Origin of the sequence: Maribellus sp. YY47 (assembly GCF_023111095.1) — a bacterium.
Classification (GTDB): Bacteria; Bacteroidota; Bacteroidia; order Bacteroidales; family Prolixibacteraceae; genus Draconibacterium.
The window spans coordinates 139140-164085 of the sequence record NZ_JALGYW010000008.1 but is presented as its reverse complement, the minus strand read 5'-3'; the positions used below and the strand labels follow the sequence as shown (position 1 = coordinate 164085).

17 protein-coding genes are annotated in these 24946 nt (G+C 44.5%); 14 read left to right on the top strand and 3 right to left on the bottom strand.

The features are described 5' to 3' along the window. Nucleotides 1–89 precede the first annotated feature (89 nt). A complete protein-coding gene (locus MR764_RS08500) occupies nt 90–2729 on the bottom strand; it encodes a TonB-dependent receptor plug domain-containing protein (RefSeq protein ID WP_247978985.1) in 2640 nt (879 codons plus the stop codon). A 238-nt stretch (nt 2730–2967) separates the two neighbouring features. Between MR764_RS08500 and MR764_RS08495 the strand changes: the two genes are divergently transcribed. Continuing rightward, nucleotides 2968–6123: a glycoside hydrolase family 2 TIM barrel-domain containing protein gene (locus tag MR764_RS08495; protein ID WP_247978984.1), complete on the top strand. Its 3156-nt coding sequence runs from the start codon at nt 2968–2970 to the stop codon at nt 6121–6123. A gap of 141 nt (nt 6124–6264) precedes the next feature. Next, the gene (locus MR764_RS08490) at nt 6265–8574 is read left to right on the top strand and encodes a family 20 glycosylhydrolase (RefSeq protein WP_247978983.1); all 2310 of its coding nucleotides are present in this window, start codon (nt 6265–6267) and stop codon (nt 8572–8574) included. A 264-nt stretch (nt 8575–8838) separates the two neighbouring features. On the opposite strand, the gene MR764_RS08485 is transcribed toward MR764_RS08490, so the two are convergent. Then, entirely contained in the window at nt 8839–9291 is a 453-nt protein-coding gene (locus tag MR764_RS08485) for an Hsp20/alpha crystallin family protein (RefSeq protein WP_247978982.1), read from the bottom strand. 663 nt (nt 9292–9954) lie between these two features. Between MR764_RS08485 and MR764_RS08480 the strand changes: the two genes are divergently transcribed. After that, entirely contained in the window at nt 9955–10704 is a 750-nt protein-coding gene (locus MR764_RS08480; RefSeq protein ID WP_247978981.1) for an NYN domain-containing protein, read from the top strand. Between the two features lie 296 nt (nt 10705–11000). Here MR764_RS08480 and MR764_RS08475 read toward each other — a convergent pair whose 3' ends face one another. Continuing rightward, on the bottom strand, nt 11001–13937 hold the full coding sequence (locus MR764_RS08475; RefSeq protein WP_247978980.1) for a DEAD/DEAH box helicase: 2937 nt from the start codon (nt 13935–13937) through the stop codon (nt 11001–11003). Nucleotides 13938–14139: 202 nt separating this feature from the next. On the opposite strand from MR764_RS08475, the gene MR764_RS08470 reads away from it, so the two are divergent. The 11 genes from MR764_RS08470 (at nt 14140) to MR764_RS08420 (ending at nt 24809) form a co-directional block, all read left to right on the top strand. Continuing rightward, nucleotides 14140–14787 (top strand): carbohydrate-binding family 9-like protein, encoded by a 648-nt coding sequence (locus tag MR764_RS08470; protein ID WP_247978979.1) that lies wholly within the window; start codon nt 14140–14142, stop codon nt 14785–14787. A 169-nt stretch (nt 14788–14956) separates the two neighbouring features. Further along, nucleotides 14957–15793: a phytoene/squalene synthase family protein gene (locus tag MR764_RS08465; protein WP_247978978.1), complete on the top strand. Its 837-nt coding sequence runs from the start codon at nt 14957–14959 to the stop codon at nt 15791–15793. Beyond that, complete coding sequence (gene idi, locus MR764_RS08460) at nt 15790–16308, top strand: isopentenyl-diphosphate Delta-isomerase (protein WP_247978977.1); 519 nt, start codon at nt 15790–15792, stop codon at nt 16306–16308. Before MR764_RS08465 ends, idi begins: the two co-directional genes overlap by 4 nt. Next, nucleotides 16305–16784, top strand: coding sequence for a hypothetical protein (locus tag MR764_RS08455; protein ID WP_247978976.1), 480 nt, complete (start codon nt 16305–16307; stop codon nt 16782–16784). Before idi ends, MR764_RS08455 begins: the two co-directional genes overlap by 4 nt. Further along, nucleotides 16784–17464, top strand: a complete 681-nt coding sequence (locus MR764_RS08450) for a lycopene cyclase domain-containing protein (protein WP_247978975.1) — start codon at nt 16784–16786, stop codon at nt 17462–17464. The genes MR764_RS08455 and MR764_RS08450 overlap by 1 nt, the downstream gene beginning before the upstream one ends. Before the next feature lie 3 nt (nt 17465–17467). Further along, nucleotides 17468–18130: a carotenoid biosynthesis protein gene (locus MR764_RS08445; RefSeq protein WP_247978974.1), complete on the top strand. Its 663-nt coding sequence runs from the start codon at nt 17468–17470 to the stop codon at nt 18128–18130. A 59-nt stretch (nt 18131–18189) separates the two neighbouring features. Then, nucleotides 18190–18744 (top strand): lysophospholipid acyltransferase family protein, encoded by a 555-nt coding sequence (locus MR764_RS08440; protein WP_247978973.1) that lies wholly within the window; start codon nt 18190–18192, stop codon nt 18742–18744. A gap of 2 nt (nt 18745–18746) precedes the next feature. Next, nucleotides 18747–19841 carry a glycosyltransferase family 2 protein gene (locus tag MR764_RS08435; RefSeq protein WP_247978972.1) on the top strand — a complete coding sequence of 365 codons (1095 nt, stop codon included), beginning with the start codon at nt 18747–18749 and terminating at the stop codon, nt 19839–19841. Continuing rightward, the gene (locus MR764_RS08430) at nt 19811–20551 is read left to right on the top strand and encodes a tetratricopeptide repeat protein (RefSeq protein ID WP_247978971.1); all 741 of its coding nucleotides are present in this window, start codon (nt 19811–19813) and stop codon (nt 20549–20551) included. The genes MR764_RS08435 and MR764_RS08430 overlap by 31 nt, the downstream gene beginning before the upstream one ends. Then, a complete protein-coding gene (crtI, locus tag MR764_RS08425) occupies nt 20544–22022 on the top strand; it encodes a phytoene desaturase family protein (protein WP_247978970.1) in 1479 nt (492 codons plus the stop codon). Before MR764_RS08430 ends, crtI begins: the two co-directional genes overlap by 8 nt. Before the next feature lie 36 nt (nt 22023–22058). Next, entirely contained in the window at nt 22059–24809 is a 2751-nt protein-coding gene (locus MR764_RS08420) for a phosphoenolpyruvate carboxylase (protein WP_247978969.1), read from the top strand. The last annotated feature ends 137 nt before the right edge of the window (nt 24810–24946 follow it).

The window sequence follows — 24946 nt, the reverse complement described above, 5'->3', positions numbered from 1 at the left end:
CCCTAATCGCTTCTTCTGACCGCCAAATCTATCTTCAAAAAAAGCATTGAAAAGACATCCGTTATTTCCCTTTCATTCCAGTCAATACACTATTCATCTTCGCGACGAAGCTTGCCAACAGACCGGTATAGCTGTCCGTCTTCACCCACGCCTTCAATAATATAAGTGTAAGTGGTGGCAGGGTCGGCTGTATAAAAGCTGACAGTGGTGCCTTCTCCGGTCTGTACGTTTATTTTGGGATTCCAATATACGGTTGTGCGCATATCAGGCTGCCTAAGCATCCGAATAGAATCTACCTCATATTTGGGCACATAAAATTCCACAGGTTTCTGATATCCCAAGGGCATCACCTTTTTCACGCCTTTAAGCTCGTAATTGAATTTCCACCCCTCCTTCATGCTGATGAGTATTACTCCTCCGGCGCCACCTTTCCGGCTGTAAACGGCTGCACTCGGACCAGTGATCACCGCGATATGGTCAATATCATCCGAATACAAATCGCTTAAATCGTTTATCGACAAGTCGATTCCGTCCATCAACATTTCTGCTGCCCCGGTGCCTCTGGTCAGGTACACAGAACCATCTTCCACACGCGCTATTCCGGGCAATCTCCGAACCACCAGATCAATGGATTGTGAAACAGGAAAAGTTTTGGCAATTCTCTCTGCATCATAAATATAACTCGAGCTACCGTATTTCATTTCCAACAACTGCCGCGTTTTATCATTGCCCTTAACCTCGATTTCATCCAGCACAATCATTTTCCCGCCATCTTCATAATAAATCCGTTCCACAGCATTTTCGCGAGCCTTACCCGTAAAACCTTCGGTTAGGACAGGCATTCGTCCGATGTGTTGAAACGATGGGAAAGTGTCTTTATCCAGAACAATCAATCCGGCCGGTTCCTGTTTTACATTGGTTAAACGCTGGGCCTGAATGATAATTTTTGTACTGTCGGGAAAATCCAATTGGTTAAAAACAAAATTATTGTCGTCGTCGGTGAACGCTGATGCCATAATCACCGGGTCGACCGCCAAAGCAGTTATTTCGGTGGGTTTCTTTCTTTGCAATATCATTTTCTGATACTTCCCCGAAAGGGTTTGCCCGTATTCCAGGTAATATTTTGCTGACAGTGATTTGTTTGCCAACAACTCATTTATATCAAAACGCTTCCAGCCCTGCGTTAGCATTAGCAAATCGAGGTAGAAATTGGTGCTGTCGGCATTGTTTTGAAAGTAAAACCCGGGATTTTCGATGTAGCCCCGCAGTTCAGAAGTTAGTAACAGATTGGAATAAATATTATCGCTTAACGAGTCGTGTTCCACCACCAGATCATCGGTAACCGCCAGTGAAAAGCTCGCGTTGTAAGCGGAAGTATCTTCGCGGGGGATTGAAAGTTTTAGATCTACCTTTTCGCGCCGCCTGTAATTTTCCTGGTTTGGTTCTATCAAAAGTTCAGGTTTTGTGTCTTTCCGAATAAATATCATCCGGCTCGACAGCGCTTCCTTCTTCCCGTTCAACAAAACAAAATTTACGATACCTTCCGGTAGAATTTCTTCCGGTATCTTATAATAAGTTGCTTCCAGTTTTTTGGTTAACACTTTTCGTTCTCCGGCATGAATCAGCAAATAACAGGAGTCGAGCACATTATAATTTTGCTGCCTGATGTTCAAATGAATCACACCTCCCCTGCTCATTAGCGACAATGCGGCCCCCTTTTCCAGAGCACGGGGAAGCGGAACATTTAAAACGTTATTGCCGGCATCTTTGATCTCGGCAAAATATTGCTCCCCAACCTGCGGAATCATACGAATGTAACCCATTCCCGTATGCTGGCTCGAAATAGTAGTGATTGTGTCATTCCGGGAGTTTATGACAATTCCTTTTATTTCCCGGGAATAACCATCACTTCCAATCGCCTTAAAAGCTACTCTGTTTTCAACACCGGCGATAAGATCGCCACCTTCCGGAAAAAACTGAACGTCAAACTGCTTTTCGTTCTCCTTTTTCAGAAAAAATTTGGTACGGTACTCCATCGGGCTGTCTTCAAATTCAACCTCAACAAAGGGATTGGCTAAAGCATTTTTCTCCGGAATAAAATCAAAACTTATTTTTCCGTCGGCCCCCGTTTTTCGTTTCAGGACCTGCGCTTCTGAATTTCCGAGGTGCAGGGTACACTTCACCGGAGTGTCGATTACCGGAGCTCCTTCCTTATCGGCAAAATAAATGTTGGCAGTTGTTTCATTCCCGCTGATCTCGATGGTTGAACTTACCCGCTGTGTTTGCAGATTATCGATATGAATGGCCTTGTAAAAAACATAGTCGAGCCCCTCATTCAGCATCCACATCGAATACGCCTGCATAAAATAACTCCCTTCCGAAAGATGGGTATCCAGTTTAATGTTTCCACTAAATATTCCGTCAGTTTTTTTGATTTTCTTCCGGCAAACCAGCGAATCGGCCCGGTCATACAATTCAACGTATATAAAGTTACTCATGGCAGCCGGTCGATTGCCGGTAGCTGTTACCAGGTAGCCCCTAAACCAGATGGTTCCTCCGGAAGAATAAGTGTTCCGATCCGTATGCAAATACAATTTCTCCATCGGTGGCCGTTCTGTAAACGAGATAAAAGCAGAATCGACTGACGTAGAAACGTCCTGAGCAAAACTATTCACGGCGAACAAAGCAAACACGAGAAGCAAAAAGGAAAATTTCATCATTTTGGTCATGGGGTAATTAGTTTTAATTGTTTCACAATTTTACATAAGTAAAATATTCTGTGCAAATTTTATCCATAAATTGAAACCATAAACTTTCAGCATACGTTTTTCCCTGAAATCGTATTTTTCAAAAAAAACCTTTTGGGGGTAAAATTTCATTGCCAATACAAGTGTACTATTTTTAGATTATTATCTTAGCAAAAAAATAAGTTAATAACTAATTACTTTTAAAATAATTTTAAATCTAATGAAGATTATATTCAATTTAGCACTAGCAGTACTCCTCACGTTTCCCTTTCTGACACAAGCACAAACCCCTGACTGGCAGAATCCTGCGATGTTTGACCAGAACAAGGAAAAACCACATGCAACGCTGATGCCCTTTCGTTCGGTAGACGAAGCACTGAGCCAAAAATCAAATCAATCTGTTTTTTATAAAACATTGAGTGGTACCTGGAAATTCAACTGGGTGAGAAAACCGGCTGACCGGCCGATGGATTTTTTCAAACCCGATTACGATGTTTCCGACTGGGATGACATTCCCGTGCCATCAAACTGGGAACTACAGGGTTACGGAATCCCTATTTACGTAAACCATCAGTATGAATTTGCTGATCATAAAGCTCCGGTTTCCGATCAAATTAAGTTCATTAACAATCTTTATCCGGCAAATCCCGGACAAGTCCCCACCGATTATAATCCGGTTGGTTCGTACCGAAGAACTTTCACCGTTCCGGAAATCTGGGACGGTCGCAGGGTATTTATCCAATTTGGTGCCGTTAAATCGGCCTTCTACATCTGGATTAACGGCGAAAAAGTAGGCTACAGCCAGGGAAGTAAGACTCCCGCAGAATGGGACATTACCGACTACCTGAAAGCAGGCGAAAACACCGTGGCGCTTGAAGTGTACCGTTGGTCTGACGGATCGTACCTCGAATCCCAGGATTTCTGGCGCATTAGCGGTATTGAACGCGATGTGTTTCTGTATTCGACACCACAGGTCAGAATCCGCGATTTCTTTGCCAAAGCCGATCTTGATGCTGACTATAAAAACGGAAAATTCAGCCTTGATGTGGATCTGAAAAACAAGGTTTCGAAACTTCGTTCAGGAAACTACAAAGTTAGCTACCAGATTTTTGACGCCAACAACAATGCTGTTGCATCGGATGAAATGGAAGCAAAAATCAACCGCAAAGAAGATCTCTTGCTCACTTTCAACAAAGAAATTAAAAACCCGCTGAAATGGACGGCCGAAACACCCAATCTCTATTCGCTTGTTATTAGCCTGAAAAACAGCGCAGACGAAACAGTGGAAGTAGTAACTTCAAAAATCGGTTTCAGAAAAGTTGAAATTAAAGACGCTATATTTTATATCAACGGTGTTGCGGTTGCCATTAAAGGAGTAAACCGTCACGAACACGACGAATATAACGGACACGTGATAAGTGAAGAAGCGATGATTCGCGAGATTGCCTTAATGAAACAATACAACATTAATGCTGTAAGAACCAGCCACTACCCTAATGCAGAACGTTTTTACGAATTGTGCGATCAATACGGTTTATACGTTACCGACGAAGCCAACATCGAGTCGCACGGAATGTATTACGGAGAATATTCGCTGGCCAAAAAACCGGAATGGACCGCCGCTCACGTCGACCGCAATATGCGCATGGTTGAGCGCGATAAAAACCACGCATGCGTAATCGTTTGGTCGATGGGTAACGAAGCCGGCGACGGTGAAGTTTTCACTGAAGTATACAAAAGAATTAAGGAACGCGATCCCTCACGTCCTATTCATTACGAACGTGCCGAAATGGGCGATAACACCGACATTTTCTGTCCGCAATATCCGGGCGTACAGTCGCTGATCAATTACAAAAAAGAAAAACGTTCGAAACCGTTTATTTCCAGCGAATACTCGCATGCCATGGGTAACAGCAGCGGAAACCTGGCCGACCTGTGGGATGTGTTTAACGAAGACCGCAACGACCAGTTACAAGGTGGTTACATCTGGGACTGGATTGATCAGGCGCTGGTAAAAAAAGCAGCTGACGGAACTGAATTCTGGGCTTACGGCGGCGACTACGGCGAAAACATGCCTACCGACTACAACTTTGTTTGCAACGGTATTATTTCTGCCGATTACACGCCTCACCCTGCCCTCGATGAAGTAAAATACGCGTATCAGTATGTTCTTTTCAAAGCCGTAAATGGCGGTTATGAAATTTCAAACTACCACGATTTTATCGACTTAAGCGATTACGAAGTATCGTGGACCATCTCGGACAACGGTAAAAAGAAATTTTCGGGAATATTCGAAGGACTGAATTTGAAACCGGGCGAAAGTAAAGCGCTGGTGTTTCCGGTTCCGTTAATGGCAATTGCACCTGGAACCGAACGTTTTGTCGATTTCTCAGTGAAACTGAAATCAGACAAGCCATTCCGCCCTGCAGGTTTTGAAGTAGCACACGAGCAGTTCAAAATGGAAGGAAATTATGCCGCTTCGGCTACCACGCAAAAAGGAGGTGTATTAAATTTACAGGAAGACGGTAAGAACATAAATATTCACGGTGAAAATTTTGTGGTAACATTCGACAAAGTTTCAGGACTTCTTACCCATTATGAAGTAAATGGTGTTGCGTTGATTCAGAAAGGCCCGCAAATCAATTTCTGGCGTCCGGTGAACGACAACGACAAAGGAAGCAACATGCTGAGCCGCCTGGGAATCTGGCGCGAAGTTTCGCGTGAAGCCCAACCTGCCAGCGTAAACGCAGTTATGGTTGACGGAGACAAAGTAGTGGTAACTTCAACATACGAGCTCGACAAAGTAAAATCTACTCTGACGCTGGTTCAGACCGTTCATGGCAACGGAACCATTGAAGTACAAAGTTCGCTGAATGCATCTGCCGGAAAACTGCCCGATATGCCTCGTTTTGGTGTTCGCTGGGAAATGCCGGTGAATTTCGATAACCTGACATACTATGGCCGTGGCCCGCACGAAAACTACATCGACCGTAACCGCAGTGCCTTTGTTGGCATCTACCAAAGTAAAGTTGCTGACCAGTATTTCAAATACGTGCGTCCGCAGGAAAACGGATACAAAACCGATGCGCGCTGGTTTGAACTGAGAAACGAAAACGGTGTGGGATTAAAAATCACCGGAGAACCACTGGTAGGCTTCTCTACACTGCACAATCCGATCGAAGATTTTGACATGGAAAACGCACAGGATTTCAGACATACCAACGACATCGTTAAAAAAGATGGCGTTTTCATTACCACAGATATGAAACAAATGGGTGTGGCAGGCGACAACTCGTGGGGTGCAACTCCTATGAGAAAATACAGCCTCCCGGCTCAGGACCTTGAATTTAAATTTACCATTCAACCAGTTTTTTAGAAATTAAAACACTATCGAATCTTCATTTGTAAAACAATCAAAAATGAAACGAGCATGTAATCAAATATTTCCACATCGGAGTATGACTCAAATACATGCGAGTTCCATCTGTTACTTTAGTAAATAAACAATCTTAAACAGATGAAAAAACTTATATCACTCATGTTCCTGGCAATTTTTTGCCAGGAACTTTTCTCCCAAACCATTGACATTATTCCGCAACCTGCAAAGGTAATTACTCAAGACGGAAGTTTTACCCTTACTCGTTCTACCCGGATTCTTTTCAACATTACCAATGCCGACGGAAAAGCATTTGTGGCGCAAGCACAGGAGTTGCTGGAAGATGCCAGCGGCATAAAACCCGAAGTTGTTCCCGTTTCAGGCCCCGCCATTCCCGGAAACATCCTTGTTCAGTTGAACAATCCGCTGAATGCGCAAACCGGCACCGAAGGCTACAACGTGAAAGTGGAGAAAGACCGCATTTTCCTGAATGCCAACACCACCGCCGGCTTATATTACGGTATGCAAACGCTTTGGCAAATGCTGACTTCCGGCGACGGAAAAACAATCCCGTGCGTCGACATTACCGACTATCCGCGCCTCAGCTGGCGGGGAATGATGCTCGATGTTTCGCGCCACTATTACCCGGTAGAGTTTATCTACAAATACATCGACTACCTGGCGATGCACAAAATGAACGTTTTCCACTGGCACCTGGTCGATGATCAGGGTTGGAGGATCGAAATCAAAAAGTATCCAAAACTGACGGAGATCGGCGCCTGGCGTGCCGACCGCGAAAATCTGGACTGGAATTCAAGAAAAGCTCCGCTAAAAGCGAACGAACCGCAATACGGTGGATTTTACACACAGGATCAGATTAAATCGGTGGTAGAATACGCCCGTCAAAAACACGTTACGGTGATTCCCGAAATTGAAATGCCCGCACATGCCATGGCAGCTTTGGCAGCTTATCCCGAATTGTCGTGTACCGGAGAATACCAGCCGGTTCCGTCGGGCGGAGTATGGCCGATTACGCATATTTTCTGCGCAGGAAAAGAGGAAACTTTTCATTTTCTCGAAGATGTGCTGAAAGAGGTAATGGAGCTGTTCCCTTCTACATTTATTCACATTGGCGGAGATGAAGCCACCAAAACCGAATGGGAAAAATGTGCGCTTTGCCAGAAAAGGATGAAAGACGAAAACCTGGCCAACGAGCACGAACTTCAGGCCTATTTTATCAAACGCATGGAAAAATTCCTGAACAGCTACGGAAGACACTTGATTGGCTGGGACGAAATATTGGAAGGCGGCGTAAATCCGTCGGCTACCATTATGTCGTGGAGAGGTACAGGCCCCGGAATTGAAGCGGCAAAAGCCGGTCACGATGTGGTGATGACACCCACCGATTACAGTTATTTCGACTATTACCAGGGAGAGCCTTCGCTTGAACCCAAAGCCATTGGCGGACATCTGACCTTAAAGAAAGTGTATAGTTTTGAACCTGTTCCCAAGGAACTTACCGAAGAGGAAGGCAAGCACATTATTGGTGCACAGGCCAATTTATGGACGGAATACATTCCTACTACTGAACATGCCGAATATATGATTATGCCCCGCATGACGGCTTTGGCTGAAGTAGCGTGGTCGCCCAAAGAAGCAAAAGACTGGGCCAGCTTTTCGAAACGCATGGAAAGCCAGTATAAACGATATGAGAAAATGGGAGCGAATTATGCCACCAGCGCTTTCCAGGTAAAAGGTTCGGCTGAACTTAATCCTGAAAACCGGTCGGTAAAAGTTACGCTATCCACCGAAGCCTGGCAACCCGAAATACATTACACGGTTGATGGCTCGGAGCCCAATGCCAACTCAGAAAAATACACCGGTCCTTTTGAAATTCAGCAAACAACAACTGTAAAAGCAGTAGTGGTTGAAAACGGCAAAACCATGTCGAAACCGCTGTCTTCCACATTTTACCTGCACAAGGCCATCGCCTGCCCGGTTACGCTGAAGTTTCCCAACAGCAAAAATTACAATTCTACCGGCGATTTTGCATTGGTTGACGGGATTAAAGGTTCTTCAAATCATACCGACGGCCGCTGGAAAGGCTTTAACGGCGACGACCTGGTGGCCACCATCGATCTCGGAAAGGAAACTTCTTTTTCAACCGTAACCATCGGCGCACTTCAAAATGTTGGTGGATGGATTTTCTACCCCACAGAAATGATTGTTGAAAGTTCGGACGACGGCGTAACATTCAAAAAAGTGGGTTCGGTAAAAAACAAGGTCGATGCCAACGACGGAGAACGCCAGGTGAAAGACATTACCGTAAAGAAAAAAGCCAGTGCAAAATACCTGCGTGTAACGGTTAAAAACTATGGTACCTGCCCGAAAGGACACGCCGGCGAAGGAAAACCCGCGTGGTTGTTTGTTGACGAGATCTCAGTGGAATAAAACAACCATGATATTAAAAAATCGCCAGCAGAAATGAAAGTAAAGATTTTTACTCTCCCTCGCTCCCTCTCTATGCATAGAGAGGGAAGATTGTGACGCAGACACAATCAGGGTGAGTCTGAAAACTTTGAACTAATTTTTGCTATCGATTTTCGATAGACTTTTAGAAAAAATACAGGCCAGACAAAGATCAATTACACTAAAGTAAATAAATACTAAAAAATGAGGCTGTCCAATTTTACGTTTTGGACAGCCTCTCTTGTTTTATGAGATTTTAATTTCTCTGGCCGGTTTTGGTTTTACTTCTTCGCGCTTTGGTAATTTCACGTGAAGGATACCGTTGTCGTAATTCGCCGTAATTTTCTCGGCGTTTACTACATTTTCCGGCACAGTAAACGATCGTTGAAACGATTGATAACTAAACTCACGGCGTGTTACCACTTTCCCTTCTTTCTCTTCTTTTTCGTCTTTCTTTTCCGAAGAAATGGTCAGCCGGCCATTGTCATAATTTAGTTTAAAGTCATTTTTGTCCATCCCCGGTGCAGCCACGTCAATCTGGTATTCGTCTTTGTTCTCGACAACGTTCACTGCGGGCAGGGTTGAATCTGTTCCTGCAAAATTCCAGGAATTCCAATCCATCAGGTTTCCTTCAAAGAATTTATCTAAAAACGAAGGAAACGATGAATAATCACTGTTGAATAATCTTGGTAGTGCCATAATTTATTCCTCCATCTTTTAATTAGACATTCATTTAATTTTCACGTTCTGATTATTGCAAACACGATACCATTTCAAATGCCGTTTGATCGTCATTACCTTCATTTTTCTGATTTACAATTATTTGGGTAATTCATCTTAAACCCAGGCAACAAACACCCCTTAAACCACTATGAAAGAATGACATAACAAAACAAGAACAGATTGAAATTTTGACATTTTTTGTGAAATTTTGACGTAAAACGAAAGCTGGAAGCCGGATGTCGCAAACGAATATTAATAGTCTTCTGCCGGTGAATTACAAAAACCCAAAAGGAAGAAAGGCAACAGTTAAATTCTGCTACTCAATATTTTCATTACTTCCTTATAAAACTATCTTTTGGTTCCGGCAAACATTAAAACGCCACAAAATTCATTTTCCTCCGTAAATAAAAATCTGTCGCATAAAGCGTTTAGTAAAAGCGATGAAAGACCTGGAAATTATTTTTGACCGGAATTCCGAATAATTAAGATCTGCGAAAAAAACTTCATCACATAACATGTTTTCATAAAAGAAAAACCCAAAATTCAACGGCTTACCTGCAACATACTTCACTCAAATAAACGGCGTTATTCTTGGCGCGCGACTGAATAGTCTTACCTTTAGACGACAAAACAAACACCATGGAAAATGATTTTAAGCTGGCCGTTCTAATCGACGGCGACAATATACCTTCTGCATACGTAAAGGAAATGCTCGAAGAAATTGCCAAATACGGAAATCCAACCATCAAGCGAATTTATGGCGACTGGACGCGGCCCACACTTTCGAAATGGAAAAATGTGCTGCTCGAAAACGCTATAAATCCGATTCAGCAATACGGTTACACACAAGGGAAAAACGCCACCGATTCAGCAATGATCATTGATGCCATGGACATCCTGTACGCCGGACAGGTAAATGGTTTCTGCCTGGTATCGAGCGACAGCGATTTTACCAGACTTGCGACCCGACTGCGTGAAGCCGGCATGAAAGTATTTGGTATTGGCGAAAAGAAAACGCCGGAGCCTTTTATCGTGGCCTGCGATAAATTTATTTACCTCGAAATATTGAAATCTGACGAAAAAGAAACAGAAAACACTGCACTTGCCAGTAAACCTCAAAAGAAAGATGACTACGACAAAATAACGCCTAAAGTCGTTCGGCTGATTTCCTCCACCATTTCCGACCTGGCTGACGACGACGGGTGGGCATTTATGGGCGATGTAGGCAGTTTGCTTCAGAAACGCCAACCCAACTTCGACTCCCGGAACTACGGCTTCGAAAAACTCACTCCGCTAATCAACTCCATAGGCAAATTCGAAATCGATCAGCGCGACAGCTACAAGGGAAAATTCAAACTGATTTATGTGCGAAATAAAAAAGGAAAATAGCAGAAAGTCAGAAGATAGAAGCAGGAAGAAAATCACTGATCATTCACAATTGGATATTAATTATTAGCCAATCAATACATCAAACAATACGAAAATGCAGAAATGCCTGAATACGAGAATAAGCTACAAGCCATTAGCTACGAGCTACGAGTCGCTGATCATTGGATATTTGTTATTGATTATTGAAAATCCAATCCTTTCTTCTCTGAAAACTGAGATTGCAAACTGCAACTGAATACTGACCACTGTTTACTCAATCCTTGAATCTCATCAATCCTTCAGTCCCTGTAAACTGATCAGTTAAACAAGTCCACAATTTCCTCTTTGGTAATTTCCTGGAACGGATCGTTGGAGTTGATAAACTTATCGGCCAGCGAGCTTTTGCGTTCCTTTAGTTTCTGAATTTTTTCCTCGATCGAATTTTCAGTAATAAAGCGGTACACAAACACATGCTTGTCTTGTCCGATGCGGTGCGCACGGTTAATAGCCTGGATCTCGGCGGCCGGATTCCACCACGGGTCAATAATAAAAACATAATCGGCTTCGGTCAGGTTGAGCCCCACCCCACCTGCTTTCAGCGAAATCAGGAAGATGCGGTTATCATCGTTTTCCTGAAACTGTTTGATCACCTCTTCGCGTTTGGTGGTTTGCCCGGTAAGTTTCGAATATTTCCAGCGCTGCTTTTTGATTTTCGACTCCAGCAATTCGAGATGCGTCACAAACGACGAGAAGATCAGCACCTTGTGTTTTTCGGCCACCAAGTTCTCCAACATCCGGAAAATCTCGTCGAACTTACCCGAACTTTCACCGGCATCCTTTTCCAGCAACGACGGGTGATTGGCCAGTTGCCGCAAACGCGTGAGTCCCTGCAGTACCACAAACTGCGATTTGTTCATCCCCTCTTTTTCTATAGCTGAGAGTATTGTATTTCGAATGATCGACTTTTCCTTGTCGTACAGTTTTTGCTGATCGTCGGCCATGCTGCAAATACGCACTTCTTCCATCAACGGTGGCAGATCGCGCGCTACTTCCATTTTTTTACGGCGCAACACAAAGGGACGGATCATCAGTTGCAGTTTTTCCATCTGCTCTTCGTTGGCGTGTTTTTCGATGGGTGTTATAAACATCCGTTGGAAAAAAGCGAGGTTCCCCAGCAAGCCAGGATTCAGAAAGTTCATCTGGCTCCACAGGTCCGACAGCGAATTTTCGATCGGCGTTCCGGTGATCACCAGTTTATGACGCGCCTTTATTTTCATCAGCGCCTTGTAGGTAAGCGACCCCGAATTTTTGATCGACTGGCTTTCGTCGAGAATCAGGTAAAAAAACTCGGTGCCAGCGAGCATTTCGCTGTCGTTGCGCATGGTTCCGTAAGTAGTCAGAATTATGTCGTAAAAGCGCGCAATTTTACCGATGTCTTCCACTTTTTTGCGCTGCAAGCCCACGTATTTGTATACTTTCAGCGACGGCGTAAACTTGGCAATTTCGTTGCTCCAGTTGTGTACCAGCGAAGTCGGCAAAACAATCAGGCTGGCAGGTTGAACCGTTTCATCAGATTCGCCGCCGCCAAACATATCCAGCTGTCCGTTTGGATCGGGCTTCCCGATTTTAATCGGCTGCTGGCTGCGTTTCAGTTTTAGCAACAGCGTTAGTGTTTGCAGCGTTTTTCCCAGCCCCATGTCATCGGCCAGACAACCACCCAGTCCGTTTTTGTATAAACCGTACATCCAGCTAAAACCTTCTTCCTGGTAGGCCCTTAAACTGGCCTTCAGCTTCGACGGCAATACGGTCTCTTCTTTTTCGGCATCTTTTAGTTTCAGAAATTTCTCTTTTAAGTCGCTGTCGATGCCTTCAAAACTTTGCTGAAGCAGCGTAAAATGATGCTTGTGAAATTCGATGCGCTCGCCTTTGTCTTTTCCGTAGGGCAACAGGCCCTTGTAACGAGCAAACCACTCGTCGGGCAGAATAGCTATTTCGCCGTTGGGCAGCACAAACTCGTGAATGTCGTTCAGAATGTATTTTTTGAGCCGTATGAACGGGATGCTAAACTCGCCGAAGCGCACCACCGCGTACACATCAAACCAGTCGCCGCGGGTTTGCGTTTTGATTTCCAGCTGGCCGCTTCCGGCAAAATATTTCTTATCACCCTGCTTTTGCACCACTTCAATACCGTGTTTCTTCAACTCAGCCCGGTGTTCGCCCGACCAGTTCAGCAAATGATACAGGGCATTTTGTTGCTCCAGTACCTCGGCGCCTTTTAACTGGTAATAACCGTTGAAATCGGCCAAGCCTTTTTCTTTCAGCAGTAAGATCACTCCCGCCTCCCATTCAAAGTCGCGCACCGTTTTCAGAAAAACATAGGAAGATCCAGATTTCTGAAGACTCACCGAAGTTTTTTTTGTCGATCCAGGCAGAAAATTCTCTTGTCCGTATGTAAAGCGAAGCACAAAAGCCGGTCGATACTGCAGATCCACTTCGAGCGACAAAACCGCTTTTTTACTGATATCGGCCTCGCGAATCTCAAAACCACTGGCCTTTACGTCGAAGTCGCGGACAGTGTTCAGGATAAATCCCGAATAATATTTTTCTTCGATGGTGTTGGGAACCGAAACCACATCTTTTTCAAAAAAAGGCATCAGTCGTTTGGCATTCAATTTCTCAAAGGCGATTAACTGATCGCGGTACAACATCAGGCAGGGTTCGTTGGTGATGATCCGGTTGGTCCGTTTCGAAAGCAGCAACTCTTTTCCCTCCATAAAAACTTTCAGTTTATAACGGGTTTGCAGTTCGGTGCGTTCGAAATAAAACTCGGGGCGCGCAAAAACCGGCGGCACATGTATCACATCCTCATCGTAGAGATTTGAATACTTGGCCTCCTTTTTAAACAGCCGAACCGGACTCAGCATCAGCACCGATGCCACATCCATCATGCGCTGTTCGATAAACGGAAGCACCTGCCGCTGGAATACGCCGGAGTCGAGCCGCGAAAAAAACTCAGACACGCTTCCGGCCCTCGAAAATCGTTTCATCAAGCGTTCGTCGCTGTATTTCTCGATTGTTTTTACCAGTTCCTTTTCGTAGGGGCGCCATTCGTATTCCGAGTCATCGAAATCATGCGGTTTTACCAGCCTCTCCACCGTGTAGAATTTTTCCATCCTCCTGATCAAAAAAGGCTGAAAAACCATCCCCACAAAACGGTGTTCGGTCAATGCAATTATGAATTCAAGCTCTCCCATCGGTTGTTTAAAAGAATTGTACTTCCTTTTTTCCGTTATTGAACAAAATCACTTTGATCAAAAGAACCTCAAATATAAAACGGCTCGTGAAAACGACCACAGAAATTGGCATTTTTATCGCGATTAGAAATACAAAATTTATTTAGCAGCACCGCCGCTAGGTTGTTATATTTGCAGTACATTATACAAAATACAGTATCCGATGAAAAAACTTATTATCCCAAAGATCAATACAGAAAAAGCAGCAAGCGCGGAACAAATTTCTCAGTTACTGGAAGCTTCCACGCAGCTTCAGGAAATTGACATACTCAACTGGAAAGAATTCTCGTACAAACCCTTGCTGAATTTCAGGATTGCACATACCGGCAACGAAATTCTGCTGAAATACTACGTTCGTGAAAAATACATTTTGGCTCGCGAAACGCGTATTAACGGCGAGGTTTACAAAGACAGCACCGTTGAATTTTTCATTTCGGTGGACGGCAAGAATTATTACAATTTTGAATTCAGTTGCATCGGAACACCTCATGTCGCGCACGGCCCTGGACGCGGAAACCGCAACTTTGTTTCGCCCGAGTTGCTTAAAAAAATTGATATTTCATCGACCTTGGGTAACGAACCGTTTGAAGAAAAAACCGGCGATTTTTACTGGGAAATGATGATACGCATCCCGATCGAATGTTTTGCCTACGATGCACTCAAAACGTTTGACGGACTGAAAGCTACCGCTAACTTCTACAAATGCGGCGACGAAACTTCGGAACCTCATTATGTTACCTGGAACCCGGTTGAAACTGAAAATCCGGATTACCACCGTCCTGAATTTTTTGGAGAAGTGGTTTTTGAATAATCACTTTGTTCAGTCTTTTTTAATTTTTGATGAACAAAAAAACATTCCCGGTAGTTTAATGGTTTAGATTTCAGATCAAATTTTAAAAATATGATGGAGTAAATCCGTCCTCGTGGTAACATTTGATCTGAAATTGAGCAATAATCATTAACTTGAAAAAAAACCGGGAATGGACCTGTACCACAAAACCACGCTGAAAATATCGAAACTGGTAACCACCTCTTACAGTACCTCTTTTTCGTTTGCAACAAGCCTGATGAATAGCGAGCACCGGGATGCCATTTACGCTATTTACGGTTTTGTGCGTTTTGCCGACGAAATTGTCGATACCTTTCTCAACCATGATCAGCAAGGGCTGCTCGATTTATTTGAGGCAAATATGGGAAAAGCCCTCGATAATAAAATCAGCCTGAATCCGGTTTTAAATTCGTTTCAGCTGGTGGTGCACAAGTACCAAATTCCCCGGCAACTCATCGATGCCTTCCTGCACAGTATGCGCATGGATCTCGATAAGAAGAATTATAGCAGCAAAGCGGAAACCGACCAATACATCCACGGTTCGGCCGACGTGGTAGGCCTGATGTGCCTGCATGTTTTCTGCGACAATAATCCTCAGTTACTGGAAGAATTGCAAGAACCGGCAATGCGCTTGGGATCGGCCTTTCAGAAAGTTAATTTTTTACGCGATCTCAAAGCCGATTCCGAAGAATTGGGAAGAAGCTACTTTCACCATTATACTCCGGGCAATTTCGACGAAAAAGCCAAAGCCAGCATCATTGCAGAAATTGAAAGTGACTTTGATGCCGCTTTACCGGGTATTCGCCGACTGCCTTCCGACTCGAGGATTGCTGTAATGGTGGCCTACAGATATTACCGCCAGTTGCTGCAAAAACTAAAACGCACACCGGCATCCCGAATCAGGAAAACCAGGATCAGGATTTCTGATTTCCGGAAAATGGTGATTATGACCCAATCGATGACCCTTGGAAAACTAAATATTTTATGAAACAGGAACAGGTAATACTGGTAGATGAAAACGATGCGGTGCTGGGCGCTATGGAAAAAATGGAAGCCCACCGAAACCCGGTGCTTCACCGCGCCATTTCGGTATTTATTGTAAACAAGAAAGGCGAGTGGCTCTTGCAGCGGCGCGCCCTCGGCAAATACCATTCAAACGGTTTGTGGACCAACACCTGCTGCAGTCACCCGCAACCCGGAGAAAGCAGCCTCGAAGCGGCCAATCGTCGCCTGGTCGAAGAAATGGGCATGAAGGCAGAACTGGATGAAAAGTTCCATTTTATCTACCGCGAACCGCTCGATAACGAGCTCACCGAATACGAGCTAGATCATGTTTTTGTCGGTGTCAGCGATCAACTGCCCAACATCAACACCAGCGAAGTACACAGCTACAAATACATCGCATACGACGATCTGAAAAAAGATATCGAAACCAATCCGGGCAATTACACGGTCTGGTTCCTGAAAATTGTGGACAAAGTAAACGAATACCTCAAAAAATGATCTGGAATATTCTTTTAGCAGTCGCAGCTTTTGCGTTCATGGAATTTGTGGCCTGGTCGAACCACAAATTTGTGATGCATGGCTTTTTGTGGAAATGGCATGCCGACCACCACACCAACGATCACAAGAAAAATACCTCGCAAACCGAGTTGTACAACCCCGGATTCGAGAAAAATGACTATTTTTTCCTGGTGTACGCCATTCCGGCAATCATCCTGCTGATTATTGGATTTTATTTTTCGTTTCCACGGCTCGTTGCTTTGGGGATTGGAATTTCTGCCTACGGTTTTACATATTTCATGCTTCACGATGTGATGGTTCACCAGCGATTGAAAATCCCTTTCCTGATCCACCCGAAAAGCAAATACCTGCAATCGGTAATCGAGGCGCACCTGGCTCACCACCGGGGCAAAAACATTCACGATTTTAACAATTACGGCTTACTGATTTTCCAACGCAGATTTTTAAAGAAATAATGTCGCTGTATTTTTGGCTTCTATTCGGATCGATTGCTGTACCGTTGCTCCTTAGCTTCGACAAACGGCTCCACTTTTACACACAGTGGAAATATGTGCTGCCTTCAATTTTTACAGTAGCAGTTTTGTATATTTCGATCGACATCTATTTCACCCGGCAGGGTTTCTGGGGCTTTAACGATCGCTATATTTCGGGCCTGCAATTGTTCCATTTACCTGTCGAAGAAATTCTCTTTTTCATAGTTGTTCCCTATGCCAGCATTTTTCTTCACGAAGCCATTCTCGAATATTTTCCGCAGGTTAAAGTGGGGAAAAAGTTAAACGTTGTACTAATTGGATTTTTTTTGGTGATGAGTCTGCTGGTGCTGGTTTTCAACCTCCCCCAAAGCTACACGGCCTATATTTCAGGCAAACTACTATTGATCCTGATCCTTGCACTTGTGCTAAAAAGTGAAAGCATTCGCTCATTTTTCCTCACTTTCCTGGTTATACTACTTCCATTTTTGCTGGTCAACGGCGTGCTAACGGGCTCATTCATCACCGACGAAGTGGTGTGGTACAACAATACTGAAAACCTGGGAATCCGTATTTTTACTATACCTGTTGAAGATTTTGCCTATGCCTTCACCATGATTTTGCTGAACCTTTTGTTGATTGAAAAACTAAAGCAACTCTACTGAATCTTGACACACCATCAAAACATATCACGTTTTACTGAACGATACTTTTCCGGATTCGTCGTTTTCTTTTTTGTCTTTTACACCGTGGGCATCATCGGTTTGTCGATGGCCGCCACACGCCCGCTTTTTATCGGCCTTACCCCTCTGGCTTTACTGCTTTCTTCATTCGCCGTGATGCTTTTCCATCGCGATCACCGGTTGAAAGTGTGGCTGATTTTTGTTTTGATCTACCTGTTGGGATTATCCGTCGAGATGACCGGCGTGCAAAGCGGGTTGATCTTTGGCAACTACAAGTACGGCAACGGACTGGGATGGAAAGTTTTCGAAACACCGCTGATAATCGGATTAAACTGGCTGTTGCTGGTTTACGCCGCCACTTCGCTGAGTAGCCGGTTAAAGATCGCTCGCATATTCCAGGTCCTCATAGCAGCATTTATATTGCTGGCTTACGACCTGATTCTGGAGCAAATAGCCCCAAAACTCGATATGTGGAGCTGGGATAACGATATTATTCCGTTACAAAATTACCTCGCCTGGTTTGCGCTGGCATTTGCTTTTTCGGTCCTGCTGGTGTACTCGAAAACACAAGTGAATAATAAACTGGCACCGGTTGTTCTGCTCTGTCAGTTCCTGTTTTTTGTCGTTCTGAATTTAATACTACGATGATACGAGCCAGCCACCATATCATCCTCTTCCCTTTTTTCCGAAACTACGTGCTTTGGAAAATGAAACGCTCATTTGCCGGCACTGAAATCATTGGCAATGTGCCGGACAAAGGGAAAGCGGTTTTGTGGATTGCGAACCACGTGAGCTGGTGGGATGGTATCTGGGTGCTCTCGGTGAATCAAAAAACATTTCGGCGAAAGTTCCATTTTATGATGTTGGAAGAACAGCTTCGGAAGAACTGGTTCTTTCAATTTACAGGTGGCTTTTCTGTAAAAAAAGGAACGCGCTCAATTTTGGAGAGTCTCAACTATGCTGCTGAACTGCTCCAAAATCCGAAAAACATGGTACTGATGTTTCCGCAGGGCGAAATACAAAGCATGCACCAACAGCAGTTTTATTTCGAAAAAGGTGTTGAAAAGATCCTACTGAAAGCCCAGAAGGAAGTGCAGACTATTTTCCATGCAAATTTTGTCGATTATCTATCACAACCCAAACCTACACTTTACCAGTATCTGACAGAATACAAGGGAGGCTCTTCGCATTATGAGATGGAGGAAGCGTATAATCGGTTTTACAGGGAATGTTTAACTGCCCAAATGGCCAAATTGAGTTAACTATGGAGGCAATCACCTATATCGTTTTTGTCTTTGCATTGGTTCAGCTGGCAGTAAGTCTGGTTAACCTGGTATTTCGGCAGCGACTGCCAGAAGCGGCAACAGAACCGATTGAACTGGTTTCAGTCCTGATTCCCGCCCGCAACGAAGAACAAAACATCGGCAACCTGCTCCGCGACCTGAAAGAATGCCATCAAAACATTGAGGTATGGGTGTACGACGACCAGTCGACCGACCAAACCACTTCGATTGTTGAAGAAATCAGCCAAACAGATCCACGGATTCAACTGTTGCATTCGGCCGGATTACCCGAGGGCTGGACGGGTAAAAACCACGCCTGCTATTCGCTCGCCCAAAAAGCCGGAGGCCAGTATCTACTGTTTCTGGATGCAGATGTTCGGATAAACACAAAAGTTATCGCCCAAAGCATTGCCATGATGAAAAGCCAAAACCTGGCGCTTTTGAGTATTTTCCCGCAACAGGTGATGAAAACCCGGGGTGAAAAGCTTACCGTTCCGGTGATGAATTATGTGCTCCTTACGCTGCTACCGCTAATTCTGGTCAGAAAGTTGGGATTTCCTTCCTTATCGGCAGCGAACGGGCAGTTTATGCTATTTAATGCTGAAACATACAAAAAATGGCAGCCTCATCGCCACAATCGTAACAAACGGGTGGAAGACATTGAAATTGCTCGATTTTTAAAACGTAACAACGAAAAGATCGCCTGCCTGACTGGCAATGATGATATCCGCTGCCGAATGTACGGCGGTTACACCGATGCAGTGAATGGTTTGTCGAGAAGTGTGCTGCTGTTTTTTGGCAATTCCGCCCCGGTTGCCATCCTGTTTTGGTTGATTACCACTTTTGGTTTTGTAGTGTTGACGTTTACCGCTCCCTGGGAAATTTTTGTCCTTTATCTGTTCATTCTTGGAGCTATACGTGTATTCGTTTCGATATCAAGCCGGCAAGCTGTCGGGACAAACCTGATTTTGGGGTTCATGCAGAAAATAAATTTGGGAATTATGATCGGGAAAGCAATTCGCTCGCGGTCGCTAAAAACATTCGAATGGAAAGGAAGAGCTGTACCCTCATCGTAATGCTGATTCTGGTGCCGATGCTGCTGGCGGCATCCTGGAAAACAAGAATCTACCGTGCCTATACCGGCAACGACATGCGGGCATGGAAAGCCGCCATGGATGAAATGGAAAACCAAAAAACCAATGATCCCGCCTACCTGGCAGAACTGGTAAATTATCAGTACGGATACATTGGCTATTGTCTGGGCATTGACGATGACGATGCCGCTAAAAATTGTCTTGAGCAGGCAGAAAAAAATCTGGACCAATTGGAGCAACTCGGTTTTTCATCAGCAACAATCAATGCTTACCGTTCGGCGTTCTTTGGGTACAAGATAGCTTTATCCCCGATAAAAGCACCGTTTTTTGGTCCTAAAAGCATCAAAGCGGCGGAGCAATCCATTCTTGCCGATCCGAAAAATCCGCTCGCTTACGTCCAACTCGGCAATGCTGAGTTTCATATGCCAGCTGTATTTGGCGGAACAAAAACAAAAGCGATTGAATACTTTCAAAAAGCAGAAAAACTGATGGAAGAAAATCCGGAAACGTGGATCACTCAAAACTGGAATTACCTGAATTTACTGGCGTTAATCGGACAATCGTTTGAAGCATTAAACAAATACGAAGAAGCAAAATCATATTACAGCAAAGCGGTAAATGCAGAACCCACTTTCAAATGGGTGAAAGATGAACTGCTTCCCAACCTCGATAAAAAATTGACAAATGAGTAAAAAAATACTGGTAGTAGGTGCAGGAATCGGTGGACTGGCAACAGCACTAAGGCTTGCAAAAAAAGGATACGAAGTGGAAATGCTCGAAAAAAATGAGCAGGCCGGAGGTCGGTTGAACCAAATCAAAAAAGACGGTTTTACCTTTGACACGGGCCCCAGTTTTTTCAGCATGTCTTACGAATTTGAGGAATTTGCGCGCGACTGCAACATCAAACTTCCTTTCGAATATTTTGAGCTCGATCCGCTTTACTCGGTGAATTTCAGCGACAATCCAAAAACCTTTCACCTGTACAAAGACATTGATAAACTGGCCGAACAATTTGCGGATATCGAACCCGATTTCAAAGAAAAATTTATCCAATACCAGGCCAAAGCCGGTGCACTTTTCCACGATACTGTCGACCTGGTAATCAAGCAAAATTTTGATTCGCTTTTTCATTACATCACCACACTGATGCGGGTGAATCCGGTACACATTCCCGTTCTGTTGCGAAGTTTCTACGATCACGTAAAAAAATACTTCTCGTCGAAAGAAGCCATCCAGATTATTTCGCTGGTTGCATTTTTCCTTGGCCGAACACCATTTGATACCATGGCCATTTACAGCCTACTCTCGTACACCGAATTTAAACACGATGGCTATTTCAACGTAAAAGGCGGGATGTACCAGATTGTGGAAGGAATCGTAAACGAGTTGAAAAAGGAGAACGTTACGATCCACTACAACACCGAGATCAAAAACTTCGAAGAAGAAAACGGCCAACTAAAAGCCTTCGTCGATCAGCATGGAAAGCGCTGGACGTCGGATGTATTTTTGATCAACTCTGATGCTGCCTGGTTTCGCGGAAATGTGTTCAGGCGAGAGCAATATTCCGACAAAAAACTGGATAAAATGAACTGGACCATGGGTTACCTCACTTTTTATGTGGGGATTAAACGAAAACTGCCGATGGTGGACCATCACAATTATTACCTGGGTAGCAATTATGAGGCTTATGCCAACAATATCATGCAAGACCCCGACACCTTGCAGAAACCCTATTACTACGTAAATGTGCTTTCAAAAAACAATCCCGATTGCGCTCCCGAAGGTTGCGAGAGTCTGTTTTTTGTGTGCCCAGTGCCCAACCTGTATTTCAAACCAAGCTGGGATGATAAGCAAGAAATCGTGAACAGTATCATCGCTGATTTTTCAGAAAGAATCGGAGTCGACATACAAAAAGAAATAGTAACGCAAACCATTTACACCCCCATCGAATGGCGCGACCGTTTTAACCTTCACCGCGGTAGCGGACTCGGACTTTCGCACAATATGAACCAGATCGGGCACATGCGGCCGCGCAACTACGATGAGAAATATAAAAATGTGTTTTACGTAGGTGCTTCTACCGTTCCCGGCGCCGGAATTCCAATGGCAATCATCAGTTCGAAGCTGGCTTTTGAGCGGATTAGTAAACACTTCGGGCAATAAGTTGTTAGCTAGCATAGAAATTTATAGCAGGAAAACATGACACAACTGGAAATACTGAAAAAAGAACTGGGCAAACCGTACTTTGATCTTGAATTTTTATTGCATTGTTTGAAAGAAGTGCTGGAAGAAAACCACGAAAACGAACTGGCCGCTTCCATTCCCTGGCTTTGCGAGAATAATCATTACAACGATGTTCGCTTTACGCGAAAGCATTTTCACCTGTTTTCCATCGCATTCCAGTTGTTAAACCTGGTGGAAACCAACGGAGCCGTTCAGAACCGCCGGAAAACGGAAGAAGAAAAGTCACTCACCGCGATCAACGGATTATGGGCCAACAGCCTCGACTTGCTGAAAAAGAACGAGGTTTCGGAAGAACAGATCCTGGAAACGCTGAGTGAAATTGAGGTTCAACCGGTACTTACCGCCCACCCCACCGAAGCCAAGCGCCCTGTGGTGCTGAAAAAATACCGCGAGCTCTACCTGCTTTTGGTAAAGCGCGAAAATTCGATGTACAATTCATTTGAACGCGAAGAAAACCGGAACGAAATCAAGCGGGTGATTAATGCAATCTGGCACATCGACGAGTTTTACATGGAAAAGCCCAATGTGGAAACCGAACTTGAAAATGTGATCCACTATTTCACCCATGTTTTCCCCGAAATTGTTTCGATCAACAACCGGCGTTTGGTGCAGGCCTGGGAATACGCCGGCTTCGATCCGCACAGGCTGGTCGACAATAACATATATCCACAAATTCGTTTTGGAACGTGGATTGGCGGCGACCGCGACGGACATCCTTTTGTTACGGCTGACGTTACCCGTCATACCCTGCAAAAACTACGACTGAATTCGTTTCTTATATTGAAAAATGAACTGACTAAATTGGGCGAAGACCTGAGTTTTTATTTCAGAATAAACCAATTACCCGAAGGCATTTCAGAACGGCTAAAAGAACTGATTGCTGAAAATTCGGATGAATTAAAACCGATTGTGGCGCACAACCGGAAGGAAGCTTTCAAGCTGTACGTTAGTTTGCTGATTGCCAAACTCCCGGTAAAAATCGGGCGCGAACAGTCGTTCGAATTACTGGATACTCCGGAAAGCTACAGCAATTCCAAACAATTGATCAGTGACCTGGAAATCCTGAAAGATGGATTGTATCAGCTGGGAAAAGATTCGCTGGTGCATAATTCGGTGTACCACACCATTCAACTGGTGAAAACATTTGGCTTTCACATGGCCGAACTGGATGTTCGCCAAAACAGTGCTTATTACGAAAAAGCATTGAACCAGATTGTGGACGAGTCGCATTTGTCGAGCATTGATTTTGAAAAGGGGAAATCGGAAATCATACAGGCAGAATTGGAATCGAACCGGCCTTTTATCCGCGACTGGAGTCATCTGCCAACTGAAGCCAAAAGTGTGCTCGACTGCTTTGCGGTACTTCAGCAGCACTACTCGAAATATTCGGGTGCGGCGCTGGGCTCGCTCATAATCAGTATGACCCGCAACCTCGACGACCTGATGACGGTTTATATCCTGGCAAGAGAAGCCGGATTGACTCATTTCGAGAAGACACCGGTTCTGAAATTGCACGTCGTCCCCTTGTTTGAAACGATTGACGACTTGAAAGCGAGTCCGAAAATTCTCGAAGAATACCTTAGTCAGCCGGTGGTGCAAAACAGCCTCGAATACCAGCGAATCGCGCGGGGACGGAAACGCAGGATACAGGAAGTGATGATCGGCTACAGCGACAGCAACAAGGACGGCGGAATTCTGGCCAGTACATGGTACCTCTACAAAGCTCAAAAAGAACTGACCGAAGTGGCCAACAAATTCGATATCGATTTGAAATTCTTTCACGGAAAAGGTGGATCCATCAGCCGCGGTGCCGGCCCGGTTCACTGGTTTCTAAGAAGTCTTCCCAACGGTACACTTTCGGGCAAAATAAAAATGACAGAACAAGGCGAAACCATCGAAAAGAAATACGCCAACAAAATCAATGCAGCCTACAACCTGGAATTGATGGTGTCGGGAGCCACGCTCAATACCTTGCTTCACAAACAAAATAGCGAGGGCAATCACGTTGCTGCCGAAATTGTTGAATACCTCGGTCACGAAAGTAAAAAGATTTACACCGACCTGCTGCATAACAAACATTTTCTGGAGTTCTTCCGGCAGGCTACGCCCATCGATGTGATTGAGCAAAGCAAAATTGGTTCGCGCCCTTCCAGGCGAACCGGAAGACAAACTTTTGAAGACTTGCGGGCCATTCCGTGGGTATTTAGCTGGGGACAATCGCGTTTTCACATTACCAGCTGGTACGGAGTGGGCTCAACGCTCGAAAAACTAAAAGCTGAATTTCCCGATAAGTTCCAGACGTTGAAAGAACTGGTTCGCGAAAGCCAGTTTGTACGTTACGTGCTGACCAACATCGATACCAGCCTTGCCAGTACCGACGAAGAAATCATGTCGCTTTACGCCGGCCTGGTAAAAAACGATGAAGTCCGCAATTCGATTCTTCCCCTCATCATCAACGAACTCGAAAAAACCCGTTTATTGATGGAAGAACTGCTGAGAAGACCAATGGAAGCCCGGCGTAAGAACCACTTTCATTCAACAGCTTTACGGGCCGAAGCGCTGGATATTTTGCACAAAAACCAGGTAAACAACCTGCAAAAATGGAGAGGAATGGAAAGTGCATCGGACGCCGAAAAAGAATCGATGCTAAACGAATTGCTGATTTCGGTAAACGCCATTTCAAACGCCATGGGGACTACAGGATAAAAATTTCGATACTCCATATTTCCTTTACTACATCCGGGTCATCTGTTTTCGTCGGAAATGCCCTCATTTGCCCCATATAAAAACTAAAAGACAATAGCTTGCACAAGCTAATCGTTAATATGGGCACTATAAATAGT